We start from the raw sequence: 18206 nt of genomic DNA, 5'->3' as shown, positions 1-18206 counted from the left end.
GATGCTATAGCTAAATAAAACTTGCGCTAAATATTAATTTTTACCATTTCTTTCTGGTCTTTTCGGTTTTGGTGCTTTTGCTAATTCTTCTTTTGATAGAAAACCATCTTCATTTAAATCTATCTTTTTAAAATCTTTTTTTAGTGGGCCTTTTACTTCTTTTAACGATAGTTTTCCATCTTCATTGGTATCTAAATCCTTTAGTAATTGTTTAATCGTAGGTGGTCCTTTTCTTCTTTGTTTTTCATTTGTATTTTCTTGAGCTGTTAACGATGACAGCGATAAAACTAAAATTCCGATGCTTAAAATTGATGTTTTCATTTTTGTGTTTGTTTATATTTATTGTAAGTAATTATTTGCAGCAGCTACTCTGCTTGCTGCATGAGATTTAAGCTGATTTATTGCTGAATAAAATTGTGAACTAGAATACAAAAATGTGTATCCTGATATTTCTGATGTTGCATAAGATTCTATTAATGCTTGGTATTTGTTGTATAAAGCATTCATTGTTGTAGTGTTAAAAACGTTATTTATGGTTTCTTGCACATAAGTATCGTATTTGGCTTTATAAACCTCATCTTGATACATATACCCTATAATTGGCCATTGAGATGTAGTTAAATCAGAAAAATTTAAAGCAAGAGCACCTTCTCTTTTTCCTTCTTGAAGCGCTTCATTATTATCCCAAGGAATCCAAACTAGTTTATTAGATTCAGGGTTATTATACAACAAATAATTATGTGTCATTCTACCATAAGTATCCCAATTTTGAATTACAGTATTTACCGCTAAATATTTTAAAAAAACATCTGTATCAAATACAGTTTCTAAATTGGCTCTCCAAGTTATAGCATCTGTAGTTCTTGAAGCATCATTAATAGTATTAAGTAAACTTTGTACATCAGAATAATCGGCCTCGTTTTCATTTGTTTTCTTTTCATATTCACTTTCATCATAGGTAGTAACAGCAAAGCTGGCTGCATCTCCATCTGGTTTGTATAAATTACCACTACCATCATTAAATTGATTATCAATAACTGTATCATCTACCTCTTCAACTAAAGTATACAACCCAAAATATACAGGACCATTTCCATGATCTACATAAACAATATAAAATGCAGTGTGAGAGACTGCTAAACCTGCATTTGCAAAAACATCTGCGGCTACTTTTTCTCTAACTAAAGCAGGGTCGTCGAAATTATTTTTAAGACTTAACTTTTTGAATCCATAAAAACGTTGATTTTTTATCTGCGGATAATCATCTTCAAACTCATCAAAATCTAACTTAAATGATAATTTTAAATTACCATCACTCCAAGTAGTTTGTAAACTTGAATTTCCTTTAAAACGTACACCAACTCTATACCATTCTTTACCTTTATAAAATACTTCTGCAGGAACAAATACTGGGTTTTCGTTACTAGTCTGTAAACCTCCTCTACCTCCACCACCAAAGGTTCCATAATTAGATGTCATATCATTTAAAATAATTTGCCAACGCTCTGAAGTGATAACAATATCTAAGCGTTTTACTTCATCATCTGGAAAAACTTCTTCAAAATTTGGTGTAGCCTCTTTACTATGTGTAGCTTCTGCCCAATCTGTAGTTTCAAAATCTGTATCTGTTAAATATTCTGATGTAATTTCACTTATTGTACTTGTTTCTGAATCTGTAACATCTTCAGTACAGCCAGCTGAAAAGAAAAGTGATATTACTATAAAATAAATCGGCGTCAATGGTTTTAAGTTTTGTTTTAACATTACTCTATATTTTTGATTGCTGTTTATTTAGATGCTACCTTTTGTAAAAACTTGTGTTGTTAACGTACTTTTAACAAAAACAATGAACTTAATTTTACAGCACATATAATCAAAAACTTAAAAACTGCTTTTGACAAAACGATTCTTGTTGACTTAAAGAAGTAAAAAACTGTAGAAAATACGCATGAAAAAGTCTAACTCTATTTTACTTTTTATTGAGTATAATTAGAGTGTTTAAAGGTCAAATCGTCAGAATACTTAAAAGAAGTGCAGATAATTTCGGTATTTTTTTTAGAAAGTTAGGGCTTTATTACAAATATTTCTGCATCTCTAATAACTGTTATCCATTGGTTATGGTACAGTATATTTTTTGATAAGTAGAAAGAATTCAATTTTTAAATTAAAGCATTATTTATTTTTAAAAGGATATGCTTACCTTGGTGGTGGAGGCATTTCTCCATCTCTTGGAGGGCGATTACCTTGTCTTTCTAAAGGTGCAGATTTTCCTCTTGTTAATGCTTTTCTAATAATTTTGGTAAATTTTTTTTGCTGTTCTTTGTCACAGATTTCTTTTACTGAATTAAAAAACCGGTAAACTTCAACATCTTTTTGCGCCTCAAGTTGACCAGTAATATTAGCAAGAGAATCAATATTTATATTTTTATCATCAAAAGCATTAAACAGAATATTTTTTTGTGTGATGATTTGACGATCTATTTCTATCATTTTATGCTTATGAATTTCATCTAGCTCAATAAATTTTTGCTGTTGTGTATCAGAAAATTGCAATTGTTCTGTTAAAAAGTTTCTTGGCACTTTTAAATTTCTATTTTGATGCGGTTTTGTAACTAACATAAAAATTAAGACACCATTTAATAAAACAAGAAGTAATAAAATAGCAGGAAGTAATTTTGATTTCATTGGTTTATTAATTTAGGATATAGCTTGTATCGGATTGTAAATCATACTCTTGAGCAAAAGTTTCTAAACTTGTATTAGACTGTGAGTTGCCACTAGAATAGGCATAAAAAAGAGCACTTATATTAAGTACTAAAATTATACTTAAGGTAACTAGCTGTAATTGAGGAGTAAACCAATGCAACACAGAAGGCTTTTCTTCTCTTTTCTTATTTTCTAATTGCTGCAAAACTTTATGTTTAAAAAAGTGGTTTACTTTTACATCATCAATAGTTTCTAATACTTTTAAAGTATCTTTTACTTTTTTATTTATTTGTTCTTGCGATTTCATCTTATAATTTTGATAAAATATTTTATTTATTTAGATGCTTTATTTTTTAAAAACTTGCGTTAAAATTTTAAAAAGCTAAATTTGATCATTTATATTGTTTTTACGACGTGTTATTTTTATAAAAATCGGCTAACTTCTTTTTTAAAGTTTTCTTAGCTCTAAATAGTACAGATTCTACAGACGACAAACTTTTACCTGTAATTTCTACAATTTCTTGATAACTTTTTCCATCAATCTTTGCCAAGGTAAAAATTACGCGTTGAGTTTCTGGCAAGGTGTTAATCGCCTTAAAAATAATAGCCGATTTTTCTTTGTTTTCTAAAACTACACCTGGATGATTAAATTCTGTAAAATAACTCGTTTTATCTATAGGAATTTCAGTACCCATAATAGCTTGCATAAATGCAAATCTTTTTTTGGTGTTTTTTTTTCTGATAAATTCTAAACATTTATTGGTAGCTATCCTGTAAATCCATGTAGAGAGTTTAGAGTTTCCTTTAAATTTAGCAATAGATTTAAACACCTCTAAAAACACATCTTGTGCAATATCTTCGGCATCTTCTTTATTAGGCACAAAAGAAATGCATGTACTAAAAACGCGCTGCTGATAATCATCTAATAGTTTGCTAAACGCAGCTTGTTTACCCTGTTGTAATTGATGTATGAATTCTTTATCGGTCAAATTAATTTTTCAAAAACAGTAAACATACAAAAACTTAGAAAGAAGCTTATATAATAATAGAGAGATTTTACTATTTCTACTATAATTTGTACATTTGTATTATGAAATTACTTTTTATTACTTTAGGGTTGCTAGCGCTTGGTTTTGCTGGAATTGCCATAAAAATTTGGGCAAAAAAAGATGGTGAATTTGCAGGTACTTGTGCAAGTCAGAATCCGGCATTAAATAAAACAGGAGAAGCATGTGGTTTTTGTGGCAAAACACCAGATCAGTTTGACTCTTGTGCAGAACCAGAACATAAATAAAATTGATGATTTTACCTGTAGTTTTCTACATTTTTGTAGCCCTTACAGCCATACAAATCATTTATTACATTAGTTTTTCGTTACCACTGTTCAATAAAAAAAATAAAAAGCAAACTTCAGAGCAGCATCCTATATCCGTAATTATTTTTGCAAAAAATTGTGCAACTGCTTTAGAGAAAAACTTGCCTTTTATTTTAGCTCAAAATTACCCTAATTTTGAAATTGTTCTTATTAACAATGCCTCTACAGATCATACTCTGGAGGTTATCGAAAAATTTAGAGCCAATAACAATAATATTAAAATTTTAGACGTTGAAAATAATGAAGCCTTTTGGGGTAACAAAAAATACCCACTAACTTTAGGTATTAAAGCTGCAAAACACGAACGCTTGTTATTTACCTCTGCTGATACTGAACCTGTTTCGGAATTTTGGATTGCTGAAATGAGCAAACAATTTAGAGGAAAAAGAACAATTACTTTAGGGTACACAAAGTTTAAAAGTAAAAACACTCTAGCAAATTTTTTTATTCGTTTTCATAATTTAGTAACTGCTTTACAATGCTTTTCTTTTGCAAAATTAGGCAGTCCGTTTATGGCTTTCGGAGACAATTTTGGTTATCAAAAAAAAACATTTTTTAAAGTAAAAGGCTTTATTAACCATATAAAGTTAAAGTATGGCGAAAATGACTTATTCTTAAAAGATGCTGCCACTAAAAAAAACACTTCTTTTACCATTAGTAAAGAAAGTTTTATAGAAAAAAACCCACCTTCATCTTTTAGAAATTGGTTTCAGCAACAACGTAAAAAACGTATTTTAAAAAAACAATATAAATTAAAACATCGTTTTTTGCTATCATTTTTCACAGTCTCGAAGTTATTATTTTATGTGTGTGCATCTCTTTTAGCATTCTTTTATCCTTGGCAAATGATCTTACCAATTGTACTAACTTACTTTTTAGTGCAATATATAATTGTAGGCATAGCTGCAAATAAATTAAAAGAACCTTATCTTATTTTTGTATTACCTTTTTTAGAAATTGGATTATTATTGATTCAAATTAGTATATTTAGTGCTAATTTGATTTCAAAACCTAACGATTGGAAATAAAGGATAAAATTCAATTTAATATCGCAAAAGCAAAAAAAGGCAACCAAACTGCTTTTCGATTTTTATTGGACACTTTTTGGGGAGACGTATTTAACTATCAACTTAAACGCACAAAAAGCGAAAATGATGCAGAAGATATTGCTATGCAAACATTTGCTAAGGCTTTTGATAAAATTCATACTTTTGATGATACTTATGTTTTTAAAACTTGGTTAATTGCCATTTCTAAAAATGTTCATATCGATTTACTCCGTAAAAAGAAAATATCGATTACAACAACTACTACCAAAGAACAACAAGAAAAAGTATATTTGGTAGTTGATGAAAACCCAACGCCAGAAGATAAAATAATCCGAGAGCAAAATTTAGCTAAATTATTAAGAGATATTAAACAATTAAAACCTAAATATCAAGAGGTAATTCAATTGCGTTATTTTCAAGAATTAAGTTACAAAGAAATTGCTTTGCAAATTAACGAACCCATAAACAATGTAAAAGTTAAATTATTGCGTGCAAAAAAGTTATTGGCAGCGATTATTAAAAAGCATTAAAATGAATAAAAAATCATTCTTACAATCTTTAGGACCTGGTTTACTATTTGCAGGTGCAGCTATTGGGGTTTCGCATTTAGTACAATCTACAAAAGCAGGTGCCGAGTTTGGTTTTGGATTACTTTGGGCATTATTGTTAGTACATGTTTTTAAATATCCTTTTTTTCAATTTGGCCCAAGGTATGCGGCTGCTACTGGAGAAACTTTATTAGATGGTTACCAAAAATTAGGAAAAAGTGTTTTAGCCATTTATTTTATCATCAATTTTGCAACAATGTTTACCATTCAAGCTGCAGTAACAATTGTTACAGCTGGTTTGGCTGCTCAGCTGTTTGGTTTTACTAGCAACTTGGTTACTTGGAGTACCATTTTAATGTGTATTAGTTTAATTTTTTTAATAATAGGCAAATACAAGTTACTAGATAACTTAATGAAATACATTATCATTATTTTATCAGTTAGCACTATTATTGCTGTTGCTGTGGCCTTATTTAGTTCTACAGAAGCTTTTGATGTTTCACAAATTTTACCTTCTGGAACCATAGAAATTACCTTTTTAATTGCTTTTTTAGGTTGGATGCCTGCTCCTTTAGATGTTTCTATTTGGCATTCTATTTGGTCTGTAGAAAAAAGCAAAAGCACTTTTATAAAAATAGAACCTAAAGATGCCATTTTCGATTTTAATGTTGGTTATATTGGCACGTTAATTCTGGGTATTTGCTTTGTGCTTTTAGGGGCATTGGTAATGTATAAATCTGGCGAAACCTTTTCAAATAAAGGTGGTGTTTTTGCAAGTCAGCTGATAAATTTATACACCAAAAACTTAGGCAATTTCTCTTATATTTTTATTGCAATTGCTGCATTTACAACCATGTTTAGCACTACACTTACAACTCTAGATGCCTCACCTAGAGCAATGAATAAAACCTCTAAATTGTTATTCAACAAAGCCTTTAAGCTTGGGTATTGGTTTTGGATTATATTTTTGTTTGCGGGTACGTTTATTATCTTACAATTTTATTTAGACAATATGGGTAGTTTGGTTAAGATAGCCACAATCTTATCATTTTTAACAGCACCTTTTTATGCTATTCTTAACTTTGTTTTGGTTACGGGTAAACACATGCCAAAAGAACATCAACCAAATTTATTTACCAGAGTTTTAAGTATTGTAGGAATCGTTTTTTTAATTGGTTTTAGTTTTTGGTTTTTATTCAATATTTAAAAACTACTATTGTTTTTATTAGAATTTATTTTACCGATATTTTATATGATGATTTCTTAAAGTTGATAAAATATGTAGTAATTTTAAATCATTTTACAGCTAGTGTATTTAAATTTTAAATTCCTTAACTTTAGAATAATTTAAAAATCGAACAAAAAATGTAACAAAACTTATAAATTAGTCGTCTAAAATAAAGAATCATTTTAGCCAAAAACCATGAAAAAACTGTTATCTCTTACCGTACTTTTACTAGTTTTAGTGAGTTGCACATCACAAAAAAATTCTGAAGAATTTATAAAAGCCACTTCTGGGCGCTACTTATTTAATGCTAATGAAATTTTAGAAATTTATTTTGAAGACGCAGAAATGCATGCAAAATGGCGTGGAAATGATAATATTGAACTGCTAAAAATAAATGACAGTTCTTTTTACATGAAAGAGTTAAACGAAAAAATGTTATTTGTTAGCAAACCAAAAATGCATATAGAACTTGCACCTAAAACCGAACATAAAGGTATAGTGTACCACTTTAAAAAATTAAAAGTTGATGAAAAAACGGCTGGTGAATATTTTAAGGCAAAAGAATATGACAAAGCTTTAGCCGCTTTTAAAGACATTCAAGCAAAAGATTCTACAAACATCAACATTCGTCAACGAAATTTAAACAGACAAGGTTATGATTTTATCAGAAATAAAGATTATGACTCTGCTTTAGAAATATTTAAAATAAACACGCATTTATATCCAAAAAGTTCTAATGTTTTTAATAGTTTGGGAGAAGCTTATTTTTTAAAAAAAGATACTACAAATGCTACTTTAAACTTTAAAAAATCTTTAAACATCAACCCTGAAAATAGAAATTCTAAGCGATTTCTAAAACGATTAACAAAAAAGTAAAATGACTTTAGAAGAATTAAAATATCCTATAGGTTTAGCCAATATTCCTGAAAACATCACCAAAAAAAATATTGAAATTTGGATTTCTGACATCGAAAGGTTTCCTCACGAATTAGAATTTTTGGTTAGAGATTTATCAGAAAATCAATTAGAAACTAAATACAGAGAAGGTGGCTGGACAATTAGGCAAGTAATACATCATTGTTATGACAGTCATCACAATTCTTACATCCGTTTTAAATGGGCTTTAACTGAAAATCAACCCATTATAAAAGCCTACAATGAAAAAAGTTGGGCAGAATTATTAGATGCTAAATCTAGCCCAATACTATTAACTATTGATGCTTTAAAAGGGTTACACGCAAAATGGGTGTATTTATTAAGAATGTTAACAGATAAAGATTTAGAGAAGTCTTTTATTCATCCTGATGGAAATAAAAATGTTAGTTTGAAAAAAAATATTGGCATGTATGCCTGGCATTGTCAACACCATTATGCGCATATAGAGCAGTTAATGATTCGTAAAGGTTGGAAATAGTAGTATAAATGCTATTGGTATTTTTTTATTTAAAAATATGTTATCTTTAAAGGTCTAATATATAGGATAATGAAAACTGCACAAGAATATTTTGATGAGTATGCTTTAAGCCATCAGCATAAAACCAACCAAACCATACACTATATTTGTGTACCCATAATATTTTTTAGCGTTATTGGTTTGTTGATGAGCATACCAACATCATTTTTAGAAAATACTTTAGGTTTGTACAATCCGCTTATAGAAAATTGGGCCATTGTAGTTACCCTTTTGGTTTCTCTTTTTTATTTAAAACTTGGCTTTTGGCATTTTATAAATATGCTTTTTGTAATTCTACTATGTGTGATTGGTAATTTTTGGATTGGCAACAACTTCCACCTACTTTACGCTTCTATAATTATTTTTGTTTTGGGTTGGATGGGTCAGTTTTACGGTCATAAAATAGAAGGCGCAAAACCATCTTTTTTAAAAGATTTAGAATTCTTATTGATTGGCCCTCTTTGGGTGATTGAAAAATTAGGGAAGAAAAAAAACAGTAAATAGCTTTTTTATAGTGGAAATGAAATACTGCAAGCTTTATTCAAAAGATGATGTTATACTCTAAAAATAGCTTAAAATAAAATATGAAAGCAGAAATTACCTTCGATGATTTTTTAAAAGTTGATATTAGAGTAGGCACTATTATTGAGGTTAACGATTTTCCAAAAGCAAGAAAACCTGCGTACCAATTAAAAGTTGATTTTGGTAATTTAGGCATTAAAAAATCGAGTGCGCAAATCAAAGATTTATACACAAAAGAAGCGCTTTTACAAAAGCAAGTTACTGCAATTGTAAATTTTAAACCCAGACAAATTGCTAATTTTTTAAGTGAAATCTTAGTTTTAGGTATTTACAATGCTGATGGAAATGTGGTTTTACTTCAACCTTCTCAGCCCATTAAAAACGGAGCACAGATAAGTTAACTTTTAGGATTATTTAAAATTACTAAAGCTCCTATAATACCCGGAATCCAGCCACAAAGCGTTAATAAAAAAATGATAATAAAAGAGCCACAACCTTTGTCTATCACAGCAAGTGGAGGAAAGATTATGGCAAATAATACTCTAAAAAAACTCATTTATATGTTCAATTGGTTACATAAATAAGACGTTTATCTGTTGATTTTGTTACAGATTCTTTAAAAACAGCTGTTTTTAATGCTATAGAATTTTAAATCGTAACCCAGCATAAATTGATCTTCCAAAAATAGGTGCATACACAATAGTACTATCAAAATTAGGTCCAAAAGGGGCGTCGTTGCCCAAAATAGGATTATTCTGTTGTACATTGGTTAGGTTTTCACCTCCAAAATACACTTCTAAAGTATCAGAAAAAACTTTAGTTACTTGTGCATTTAATAACTGAAATGGGTTAGAAAACTCAGGCAATTGATATTGAGCAGGATTAGCACTTGTATTTGGTAAACGCTGTTTTCCTATATGATTAAATGTCAAATCAAACTTCCATTGTGCTAATTTTTCTGACGCTGTTGTTTCGTAAGAAATATTGGCAAAAAATCGATCTTTAGGTTGAATAGGTTTTTGCAAATTTCCACTTTTGTAATCTGTAGCAATGTCAAAATACTTATAGGCTGTTCTTACATTTAAATTTTTAGCTAAACTGTAATTCAGCTCTACTTGAAAACTATTGGCAATACTTTTACCTTCTAAATCGTAAAAAGAAATGGCTCTTGGATTTTCCCAATCTACCACTACTTGATTTTGAAAATTGGTTTGATAAAAATCAATAGTAACATCACCTTTTTTATCAAATACATTAAATTTTTGCAAGTAAGAAACGCCATAGTTCCATGCAATTTCAGGGTTTAAATCATAAATATTTCCTCCATTATTATCAACTTGAATTTGTCTTGAGCTGGCAAATACTTGCTGATTTTCTGCAAAGATATTCGCACTTCGTTTTCCTCTACCAATTGATGCTCTAAACACTCCTTTTTCCCAAGCTGCATAGCGTAAATGCAATCTTGGTGTTATAAAGGTTCCTAATAAATTATGGGTATCAATTCGCAATCCTGCTGTTAAACTAAAATCATTTAAATTATCAAAAGCGTACTCAAAAAAACCGCCAAAAGAGTTTTCGTTTCTATTGTAATTTAAGGTATTTACCAATTCATTGTATTTGTCATAGGTAAAACTTATGCCTGTTTTAAATTTGTTTCTAGTATCTCCTATAATGGAATTGAATATCAAATTAGAATAGACGCTTTCATGTTGAATATCATAACTATTTACACCAAAGTAAGAATCTTGTTGATGATTGCTATACGCCATTTGAAAACCAATACTTTGATAAGGCAACTCAGGAAAAACATAGCCTAACTTTGCAGATGTATCAAAACGTTTGGTAGCTATTTCACTTCCCCATAACTCATTTCCAACTAAAGTAGTTTCTGGATAAACTCTATCTGTAGAGGGGTTAAAATTAATTTCGCCAGTTTGTTTTTCATCATTTAAAAAACGAACATTTATAAAACTTACCCAGCCTTTTTCGGCATCTGTAAATTGCCATCTATTCATAACATTAATTTGATTCGATAAAGGCATATCTAAAAAACCATCCTCATTTCTATCAAATTTTTGCCCTCTATAATTTCCATGGATGTACAACCCTGTTTGCCATTTTTCAGAAATTTTTTTATTGAAATGTGTATTGGCTTCAAAACGCCCCATTTGAGAACCAAAAAGGTTTACAAATAGTTTATTATCTGTTAAAGGCTTCACCAATTCTGCATTAATTTGCCCAGAAATGCTTTCAAAACCATTAACCACAGAACCTGCTCCTTTGGTAATTTGTATGCTTTCTACCCAAGTTCCTGGTGTAAATGTGAGTCCGAAAACCTGGCTTGCACCCCTAACTGAGGGTATATTTTCTTGTGTAATTAGCAAGTAAGGACTTGTTAAGCCCAGCATTTCTATTTGTTTTGTACCTGTTAAAGCATCTGAAAAACTGATGTCTATTGATGGATTTGTTTCAAAACTTTCTGCCAAATTGCAACATGCTGCTTTTAGCAATTCTTCTTGATTTACGGTAAACACATTTACCGTTGATAAAAATGATCTTTGAATTGGTTTTCGTTCGCTGGTAATGGTTACCTCTTCCAAATTATTTTGAGGAGTAATAAAATGATGAAAAGTTTGTGCACTTGTTATGGTTAACGTATCTGTTTTATACCCTAAATAACTTACCACTAATTTTTTATATGCTGGCTTATACGCAATGGTAAACCAACCTTTTTTGTTGGTTACAGAACTTACATTTGTGTTTAACCAATGTACAGTAACATCAGCAACACCCAAATTATCTTTTGGATTGTCTTTATCCATAATCATCCCTTTTAAACTAGTTTGAGAGAAAATTACAAATGGCATCAATAGCATTATGCTATTTAAAAAATATTTTTTCATGATGATTTTGATTTTATAAATTGAAGTATCTAGTTTCTTTTTTAGAAACCTTGTTTGATTGTCAATTATAAAATCAAATTAAAAAGGATTGATATACTACTTGATAATCAAGTGGAATATCAGGTGGAGAAAAATCTTTATAAAACTTAGTATTTGCTTCTGGTAAAACAAATAAATCTTGATAAGAAATTACAAATGCTGTTAAAAATTGTTGTTTTTGAAAAGTGATACTCTCAACATCTTGCAATTGCAATTCGTCTTGCCCTTCAATTTGGTGCACTTCGTCTTTACAGCAGTTTTTCTTTTGGATTGTTGCGGTTTTGTTCATTACCATTCCACAACCTTCTGTGTTACCTGTAAAAGAAACATCTACTAAAAAATCGCCACAATAATGTTTTTCTACCGTAAACGAAAGGGTAGAAAATAGCATTAAAAACGCCAATAAACTAGATGATATTTTTAAGAAAAGATTATTCATTTACAGCTACAAATTTACATAAATTTGTTTTCACAAAATCTTATAGTCTATAATGTTTAGGTATTTATTAACTTTCTTTTTATTTACACCTTTTTTTTTAAAAGCTCAAACAGAAACATTTTCTGAAAAAAATATTGGAGGTACAGGTGATTTTACTTCACAGCCAGTTAGTTTACAGTCAGAACTTTCACATTCTCAAACCATTTATTATCAAAAAGATTTAGAATTTAAAGGCGAAATAAATGAGATTCGTTTTACATCTGCTTTTTATCAATCTAAATCTGAAAATTCTGGAAATTGGGTGGTAAGAATTGGCCATACCACTAAAGAAGAATTTGCAATTGGTGATCCTTTTATTGACATTAACAACTTAACAGAGGTGTTTAATGCTGGTGTAGATATTGATGGTTATGATGTTATTGTACGTTTTGCTACTCCTTTTTTATATGATGGAATTCAGAATATAATTTTAGATGTAGAAGATATTGATAGTGGATTTACAACAAGCGCAACTGCGGGTTTTAAAGGTGAAGAAAATTTTAACAACCCACCTACTCGATCTAAAATGACTTTTACGCATAAAGGAAGTACAACTGGTGTTTATGAAAATTCTTTTGCAAACACTCGTTTTATTGGAAATTTAGAAAGATGCCCTATTCAATTTTCTATTGATGGAGATGTAATTGGCGAAACGACTGCTTCCTTTATTATAGATAACCCCAATAATACTAATGCATTCGATTATAAAATAGGGCTTTTAAATGCTGATGAACCTTCAGATTACGAAACGACATCAAGTAATTTTTCCATCAACAATTTAATTCCTGGTAAAGATTATATATTGTATTACAAATCTAATTGCGCTATTGTGCCTACATCCTATAAAAAATTATACTTCCATACGCAACCATTAGCATTACAAATTCCGTCAACCATAGATTTTGAAACAGAAAACAACAACTATTACATAGAAAATAATAGTGCTGGTTTTATAACGATTTCTGAGGATGCAGGTTTAAACACATCAAACAAGGGCTTACTTTTAAACGGATCTGACGATTTTTCTGTGTACAATTGGTGGGATAACACCAATGCTCTTTGGAAAGATAATGTTGATTTTATAAGTCGACTTCATTTTGTAGTTGATTTAACTGAAATCCCAAAACAACCCGTTTTTGAATTTGGTTTACAACAAACCATTTATCAATCTAAACTACGATTAAAAATTGATGGGCAAATACAAGAATTTGAATACGATAATACTGATGTTACCTATGATACAAGCAGAACAATTTCGGTTGATTTATCAGATTTTACAGGAAAAAAAGTTGCACTAATCATTGAACATTTAGGAAAAAGTTATTTACATAAATCTTATATTGATAATATTAAATTAAAAGAGGCAAGTTGTAATATTCCTAGTAATATTAATTTTTCTACAACAGAAAATGGCATGACTTTAAATTGGGATGCTACTGCCAATAGTTGGGAGATTGCTATAAGCGAAGATGATAAAGGTTTTAAAAACAGCGGAGAAACTACAACTGCTGCATCCTATACATTTTCAGGTTTAGAGAAAGCAAAACCCTACACGATTTTTTTACGCTCTACATGCGAAGATTCAAATTCACCTTGGCTAAAACTTTACAAATCTACCAAATCCGAAATTTTACAAGTACCTTATGAAAATGATTTTAAAAGATCTGATGCTTTAAACAATTCAAATTTTGTAATCAACCATAGTAGGTATTCAAAAGTTTATCAAGATTTTAATAAATTGCTGTATTTAGATCAAAAATCATCAAGAGAAACTTATGGTTGGAAAGGTAAATTTGAAACTACCGAAAACCAAGCATGGAATGATAATAGAAACTTTATTAGCAGTGTTTCTTTTTATATTGATGCTACGAACCTCAAAGATTTAATAGCGGATATTATTTTTAAACAGCATTACTATTACAATTCCAATACATCTTGGTTTAGAGTTAAAGTTGATGGAGAACAGATAGGTAAGAGTTACAATCCGAATTCTGTTCGATTTGATTCTTATACAGAATTATCTCTAGATTTAACTGAACATGTTGGAAATATAATTGAAGTTACCTTAGAACAAGTTGGATTAAATGGCCCCACTAACAAAAATTCTATTACAAATGCTGGAGATTTTACTATTCTAAGATCAATAGCATTTAAAAGCGCTACATTAGGTGTTAACGAATCTAATCTAGAAGAAAACATTATTTCTCCAAATCCTGTATCTAAAACTTTATATATAAACACGAATCAAAAAGCACAGAAAATATCCATATACGATATAAGTGGAAAGTTACTTATTTCTAAAAAAACCAATACAAACCTTATCGATGTTTCTTATTTAAAAAATGGCATTTATTTTTTGCAGATTTTATTTGAGAATAACTCCATTTTACATCAAAAAATTATCAAAAGATAACGTACTTTTGCAAATCAAAATTTAGATATTTAAATAGCCTTTATCAAATACACAAAAAAGATGAACTTCACATATTTAAAGCAAGAAATTGACAATATAATAGCATCTTCAACTACCATTGAAAAAAAATTACAAACAATTTGTGATTTCTTAGAAAGTGAAATTTCTTACTATGATTGGGTAGGTTTTTATTTTAAAAATGGTGATAAAGAAGAACTAAAGTTAGCCCAATTTACTGGTGAACCGACAGAACACACTATTATTCCGTTTGGAAAAGGAATTTGTGGTCAAGTTGCAGTAAGTAATAAAAACTTTGTGGTACAAGACGTCACCGAACAAGACAATTATATTTCTTGTGGTTGGAAAGTAAAGTCAGAGATTGTAATTCCTATTTTTGTAAATGGCGAAAATATTGGTCAAATTGACATCGATTCGCACACTGCAAATACATTTTCTTCAAAAGATGAGGAGCTTTTAGAGTATATCTGTGAAAAATTATCAGTAATTCTTTAATTTTATTGATTTTTATTTGTTTTTTACTTAAATTTGATGAGATAAACTCAACTACCTAATTATCAAACTTATAAAAATGAGAAAACAAGAGTCTTCAACGGTCATAACAAGTACAAACAGACACCAAAATTACGGCACAAAAAAAGAGTCTATTATTAATCAATTTGTAACTTGGTTTAGAGATTTTTTAGAAAACGCAGAATAAAAGATATTTTTACTAAAATAAATTCAATTCGTTTTTTTTGTTAATTACTCCCTAATTTTGTTACTATCTTTTTATTGTAAATTCTTTTGTGATTGTGTAGTTTTGCACGCTTAACAATACAACACAAAATGAGCACTTCAAAAACAATTAAATCTGCATTAATTTCTGTATTTCACAAAGATGGCTTAGCACCAATTGTTCAGAAATTAAACGAATTAGGCGTAACTATTTATTCAACTGGAGGAACAGAAAAATTTATAAAGGAATTAGGCATAAATGTAGTTCCTGTAGAAGATGTTACCTCTTATCCTTCTATTTTAGGAGGAAGAGTAAAAACTTTACATCCAAAAGTTTTTGGAGGAATCTTAAATAGACAAGATCATGAAGGTGATGTTTCAGAAATGCAAGAATATGAAATTCCTCAAATCGACTTAGTTATTGTAGATTTATATCCGTTTGAAAAAACTGTAGCTTCTGGAGCTGCAGAACAAGACATTGTAGAAAAAATTGATATTGGAGGTATTTCTCTAATAAGGGCATCAGCCAAAAATTTTAAAGATACATTTACAGTTTCTTCTATGGATCAATATGAAGAATTCTTATCGATTTTATCAGAAAATAACGGAGAAACATCAATAGAACAAAGAAAGAAATTTGCTGCAAAATCTTTTAATATTTCTTCACATTATGATACTGCAATTTTTAACTATTTTAATGAAGATGAAGTAGTTTATAAAGCCAGTGAACAAACCTCTAAAGTTTTACGTTATGGAGAAAATCCTCATCAAAAAGGATATTTCTTTGGAGATTTAGACGCAATGTTCGACAAATTGCATGGTAAAGAATTAAGCTACAACAATTTGTTAGACGTTGATGCTGCCGTAAATTTAATGAATGAATTTATTGGCGAAGACCCAACTTTTGCCGTTTTAAAACACAACAATGCTTGTGGTTTTGCACAACGAAGTACAATTAAACAAGCGTATGTTGATGCTTTAGCTGGAGATCCTGTTTCTGCTTTTGGTGGTGTACTAATTGCAAATACCAAGATTGATGCTGAAACTGCAGAAGAAATTCATAAATTATTTTGTGAAGTGGTTATTGCACCAAGTTATTCTGATGAAGCTTTATCAATCTTAAAAGGAAAGAAAAATAGAGTAATTTTAATTCAAAAAATAACGGAATTGCCAATTCAAAATGTGAGAACTGCTTTAAATGGTGTATTGGTTCAAGATAAAGATGCTAAAACAGATACCGTAGAAGATTTAACTTATGTTACCAATTCAAAACCAACTGAAAGTGAGATAAAAGATTTATTATTCGCTTCTAAAATTTGCAAGCATACAAAATCGAATACGATTGTTTTTACAAAAAACAATCAGTTATTGGCAAGTGGAACAGGACAAACATCTAGAGTTGATGCACTAAGACAAGCAATTGAAAAAGCAACAAGTTTTGGTTTCGACTTAAATGGAGCAGTAATGGCAAGTGATGCATTTTTCCCTTTTCCTGACTGTGTAGAAATTGCTGGTAAATCAGGAATTACAAGTGTAATTCAACCTGGTGGTTCTATAAAAGATCAACTTAGTATCGATTATTGTAATGCTAATAATATTGCAATGGTAATGACTGGAACAAGACATTTTAAACATTAATAAAATTAACATTTTTACAGATTAATTTCACTAAATTTGTAGAAGTACACACTTTAAATAATAAAGTAATTTATGGGTTTTTTTGATTTTATGACGGAAGATATTGCGATTGATCTTGGAACCGCAAATACGTTGATAATTCACAATGGAAAAGTGGTTATTGACAGTCCTTCTATAGTTGCTAGAAATAGAATTTCTGGTAAAATAATTGCAATTGGTCAAGAAGCCAATTTAATGCAAGGAAAAACACATGAAAACATTAAAACCATTCGTCCTTTAAAAGACGGTGTTATTGCAGATTTCCAAGCATCCGAAGAAATGATTAAGGAATTTGTAAAGAAAATTCCATCTATTAAAAAGAAATTGTTTCCACCAGCATTGCGTATGGTGATTTGCATACCATCTGGAATTACAGAAGTTGAAAAAAGAGCGGTTCGTGATTCTGCAAAGCACATGAATGCCAAAGAAATTTATTTAATTTACGAACCAATGGCAGCCGCCATTGGTGTTGGCATTGATATTATGGAACCGAAAGGAAATATGATTATAGATATAGGTGGTGGTACTACTGAAATTGCTGTAATAGCTTTAGGTGGTATTGTTTGCGACCAATCTGTAAAAGTGGCTGGAGATTTATTTACGAGTGATATTATGTACTACATGAGAACTCAGCACAACTTACATGTAGGTGAAACTACAGCCGAAAAAATAAAAATTACTATTGGGGCTGCTACTGAAGATTTAGATACGCCTCCAGAAGAAATGTTGGTTCAAGGTAGAGATTTATTAAGTGGTAAACCAAAACAAGTACAGGTTTCTTTTAGAGAAATAGCCAAAGCATTAGACAAATCTATTTTAAGAATTGAAGATGCAGTTATGGAAACTTTATCTAAAACACCACCAGAATTGGCTGCAGATATTTATAATACAGGAATATATTTAGCAGGTGGTGGCTCTATGCTTAGAGGTTTAGACAAACGTTTGTCTCGTAAAACAGATTTACCTGTTTATGTTACTGAAGACCCTTTAAGAGCTGTAGTTCGTGGAACAGGAATTGCTTTAAAAGAATTAAATAAATACAAAAATGTATTAATGAATTAGCATTTTTAAGTTTTAACA

General features: G+C 29.8%; 21 protein-coding genes. 13 read left to right on the top strand and 8 right to left on the bottom strand.

All coding sequences use genetic code 11. From position 1 onward, the window contains the following. Window positions 1-33: 33 nt before the first annotated feature. From ACW9UN_RS04995 to ACW9UN_RS04975, 5 genes are all read right to left on the bottom strand, one after another. Window positions 34-321, bottom strand: coding sequence for an EF-hand domain-containing protein (locus tag ACW9UN_RS04995; protein WP_459484450.1), 288 nt, complete (start codon window positions 319-321; stop codon window positions 34-36). Window positions 322-339: 18 nt separating this feature from the next. Continuing rightward, window positions 340-1764: a CotH kinase family protein gene (locus ACW9UN_RS04990; RefSeq protein ID WP_459484448.1), complete on the bottom strand. Its 1425-nt coding sequence runs from the start codon at window positions 1762-1764 to the stop codon at window positions 340-342. Window positions 1765-2196: 432 nt separating this feature from the next. After that, window positions 2197-2685: a hypothetical protein gene (locus ACW9UN_RS04985; RefSeq protein ID WP_459484447.1), complete on the bottom strand. Its 489-nt coding sequence runs from the start codon at window positions 2683-2685 to the stop codon at window positions 2197-2199. A 7-nt stretch (window positions 2686-2692) separates the two neighbouring features. Further along, on the bottom strand, window positions 2693-3013 hold the full coding sequence (locus tag ACW9UN_RS04980) for a hypothetical protein (RefSeq protein ID WP_459484444.1): 321 nt from the start codon (window positions 3011-3013) through the stop codon (window positions 2693-2695). A 100-nt stretch (window positions 3014-3113) separates the two neighbouring features. After that, window positions 3114-3695, bottom strand: coding sequence for an RNA polymerase sigma factor (locus tag ACW9UN_RS04975; protein WP_459484443.1), 582 nt, complete (start codon window positions 3693-3695; stop codon window positions 3114-3116). 101 nt (window positions 3696-3796) lie between these two features. On the opposite strand from ACW9UN_RS04975, the gene ACW9UN_RS04970 reads away from it, so the two are divergent. From ACW9UN_RS04970 to ACW9UN_RS04935, 8 genes are all read left to right on the top strand, one after another. Continuing rightward, entirely contained in the window at window positions 3797-4000 is a 204-nt protein-coding gene (locus ACW9UN_RS04970; protein WP_459484441.1) for a membrane or secreted protein, read from the top strand. Between the two features lie 5 nt (window positions 4001-4005). After that, window positions 4006-5109, top strand: a complete 1104-nt coding sequence (locus ACW9UN_RS04965) for a glycosyltransferase (RefSeq protein ID WP_459484439.1) — start codon at window positions 4006-4008, stop codon at window positions 5107-5109. Continuing rightward, window positions 5100-5660, top strand: coding sequence for an RNA polymerase sigma factor (locus tag ACW9UN_RS04960; RefSeq protein WP_459484437.1), 561 nt, complete (start codon window positions 5100-5102; stop codon window positions 5658-5660). The genes ACW9UN_RS04965 and ACW9UN_RS04960 overlap by 10 nt, the downstream gene beginning before the upstream one ends. A gap of 1 nt (window position 5661) precedes the next feature. Continuing rightward, window positions 5662-6885: an Nramp family divalent metal transporter gene (locus ACW9UN_RS04955; RefSeq protein WP_459484434.1), complete on the top strand. Its 1224-nt coding sequence runs from the start codon at window positions 5662-5664 to the stop codon at window positions 6883-6885. Between the two features lie 216 nt (window positions 6886-7101). Further along, on the top strand, window positions 7102-7782 hold the full coding sequence (locus ACW9UN_RS04950; RefSeq protein ID WP_459484432.1) for a tetratricopeptide repeat protein: 681 nt from the start codon (window positions 7102-7104) through the stop codon (window positions 7780-7782). Window position 7783: 1 nt separating this feature from the next. Further along, window positions 7784-8320 (top strand): YfiT family bacillithiol transferase, encoded by a 537-nt coding sequence (locus ACW9UN_RS04945; protein WP_459484430.1) that lies wholly within the window; start codon window positions 7784-7786, stop codon window positions 8318-8320. 69 nt (window positions 8321-8389) lie between these two features. Beyond that, window positions 8390-8863 (top strand): Mpo1 family 2-hydroxy fatty acid dioxygenase, encoded by a 474-nt coding sequence (locus ACW9UN_RS04940; protein WP_459484428.1) that lies wholly within the window; start codon window positions 8390-8392, stop codon window positions 8861-8863. Window positions 8864-8943: 80 nt separating this feature from the next. After that, complete coding sequence (locus ACW9UN_RS04935; protein ID WP_459484426.1) at window positions 8944-9282, top strand: tRNA-binding protein; 339 nt, start codon at window positions 8944-8946, stop codon at window positions 9280-9282. Here ACW9UN_RS04935 and ACW9UN_RS04930 read toward each other — a convergent pair. The 3 genes from ACW9UN_RS04930 to ACW9UN_RS04920 form a co-directional block, all read right to left on the bottom strand. Continuing rightward, the gene (locus ACW9UN_RS04930; RefSeq protein WP_459484424.1) at window positions 9279-9437 is read right to left on the bottom strand and encodes a YqaE/Pmp3 family membrane protein; all 159 of its coding nucleotides are present in this window, start codon (window positions 9435-9437) and stop codon (window positions 9279-9281) included. The two genes, ACW9UN_RS04935 and ACW9UN_RS04930, sit on opposite strands and share 4 nt — an antisense overlap. A gap of 82 nt (window positions 9438-9519) precedes the next feature. After that, window positions 9520-11784, bottom strand: a complete 2265-nt coding sequence (locus tag ACW9UN_RS04925) for a TonB-dependent receptor (protein WP_459484422.1) — start codon at window positions 11782-11784, stop codon at window positions 9520-9522. A gap of 73 nt (window positions 11785-11857) precedes the next feature. Continuing rightward, entirely contained in the window at window positions 11858-12262 is a 405-nt protein-coding gene (locus tag ACW9UN_RS04920) for an HYC_CC_PP family protein (protein ID WP_459484420.1), read from the bottom strand. 52 nt (window positions 12263-12314) lie between these two features. Between ACW9UN_RS04920 and ACW9UN_RS04915 the strand changes: the two genes are divergently transcribed. The 5 genes from ACW9UN_RS04915 (at window position 12315) to ACW9UN_RS04895 (ending at window position 18188) form a co-directional block, all read left to right on the top strand. Beyond that, on the top strand, window positions 12315-14714 hold the full coding sequence (locus ACW9UN_RS04915; protein ID WP_459484419.1) for a T9SS type A sorting domain-containing protein: 2400 nt from the start codon (window positions 12315-12317) through the stop codon (window positions 14712-14714). A 60-nt stretch (window positions 14715-14774) separates the two neighbouring features. Continuing rightward, the gene (locus ACW9UN_RS04910) at window positions 14775-15227 is read left to right on the top strand and encodes an XrtF-associated fRMsr-like GAF protein (RefSeq protein WP_459484417.1); all 453 of its coding nucleotides are present in this window, start codon (window positions 14775-14777) and stop codon (window positions 15225-15227) included. A 76-nt stretch (window positions 15228-15303) separates the two neighbouring features. After that, the gene (locus ACW9UN_RS04905; protein WP_459484415.1) at window positions 15304-15432 is read left to right on the top strand and encodes a hypothetical protein; all 129 of its coding nucleotides are present in this window, start codon (window positions 15304-15306) and stop codon (window positions 15430-15432) included. A gap of 128 nt (window positions 15433-15560) precedes the next feature. Further along, window positions 15561-17087, top strand: coding sequence for a bifunctional phosphoribosylaminoimidazolecarboxamide formyltransferase/IMP cyclohydrolase (gene purH, locus ACW9UN_RS04900; RefSeq protein ID WP_459484414.1), 1527 nt, complete (start codon window positions 15561-15563; stop codon window positions 17085-17087). 72 nt (window positions 17088-17159) lie between these two features. Continuing rightward, on the top strand, window positions 17160-18188 hold the full coding sequence (locus ACW9UN_RS04895) for a rod shape-determining protein (protein ID WP_459484412.1): 1029 nt from the start codon (window positions 17160-17162) through the stop codon (window positions 18186-18188). Window positions 18189-18206 lie beyond the last annotated feature (18 nt).

This window comes from Polaribacter litoreus, assembly GCF_054584775.1.
The sequence above is the reverse complement of the archived record's forward strand: the minus strand, read 5'-3'. Positions and strand labels throughout refer to the sequence as shown.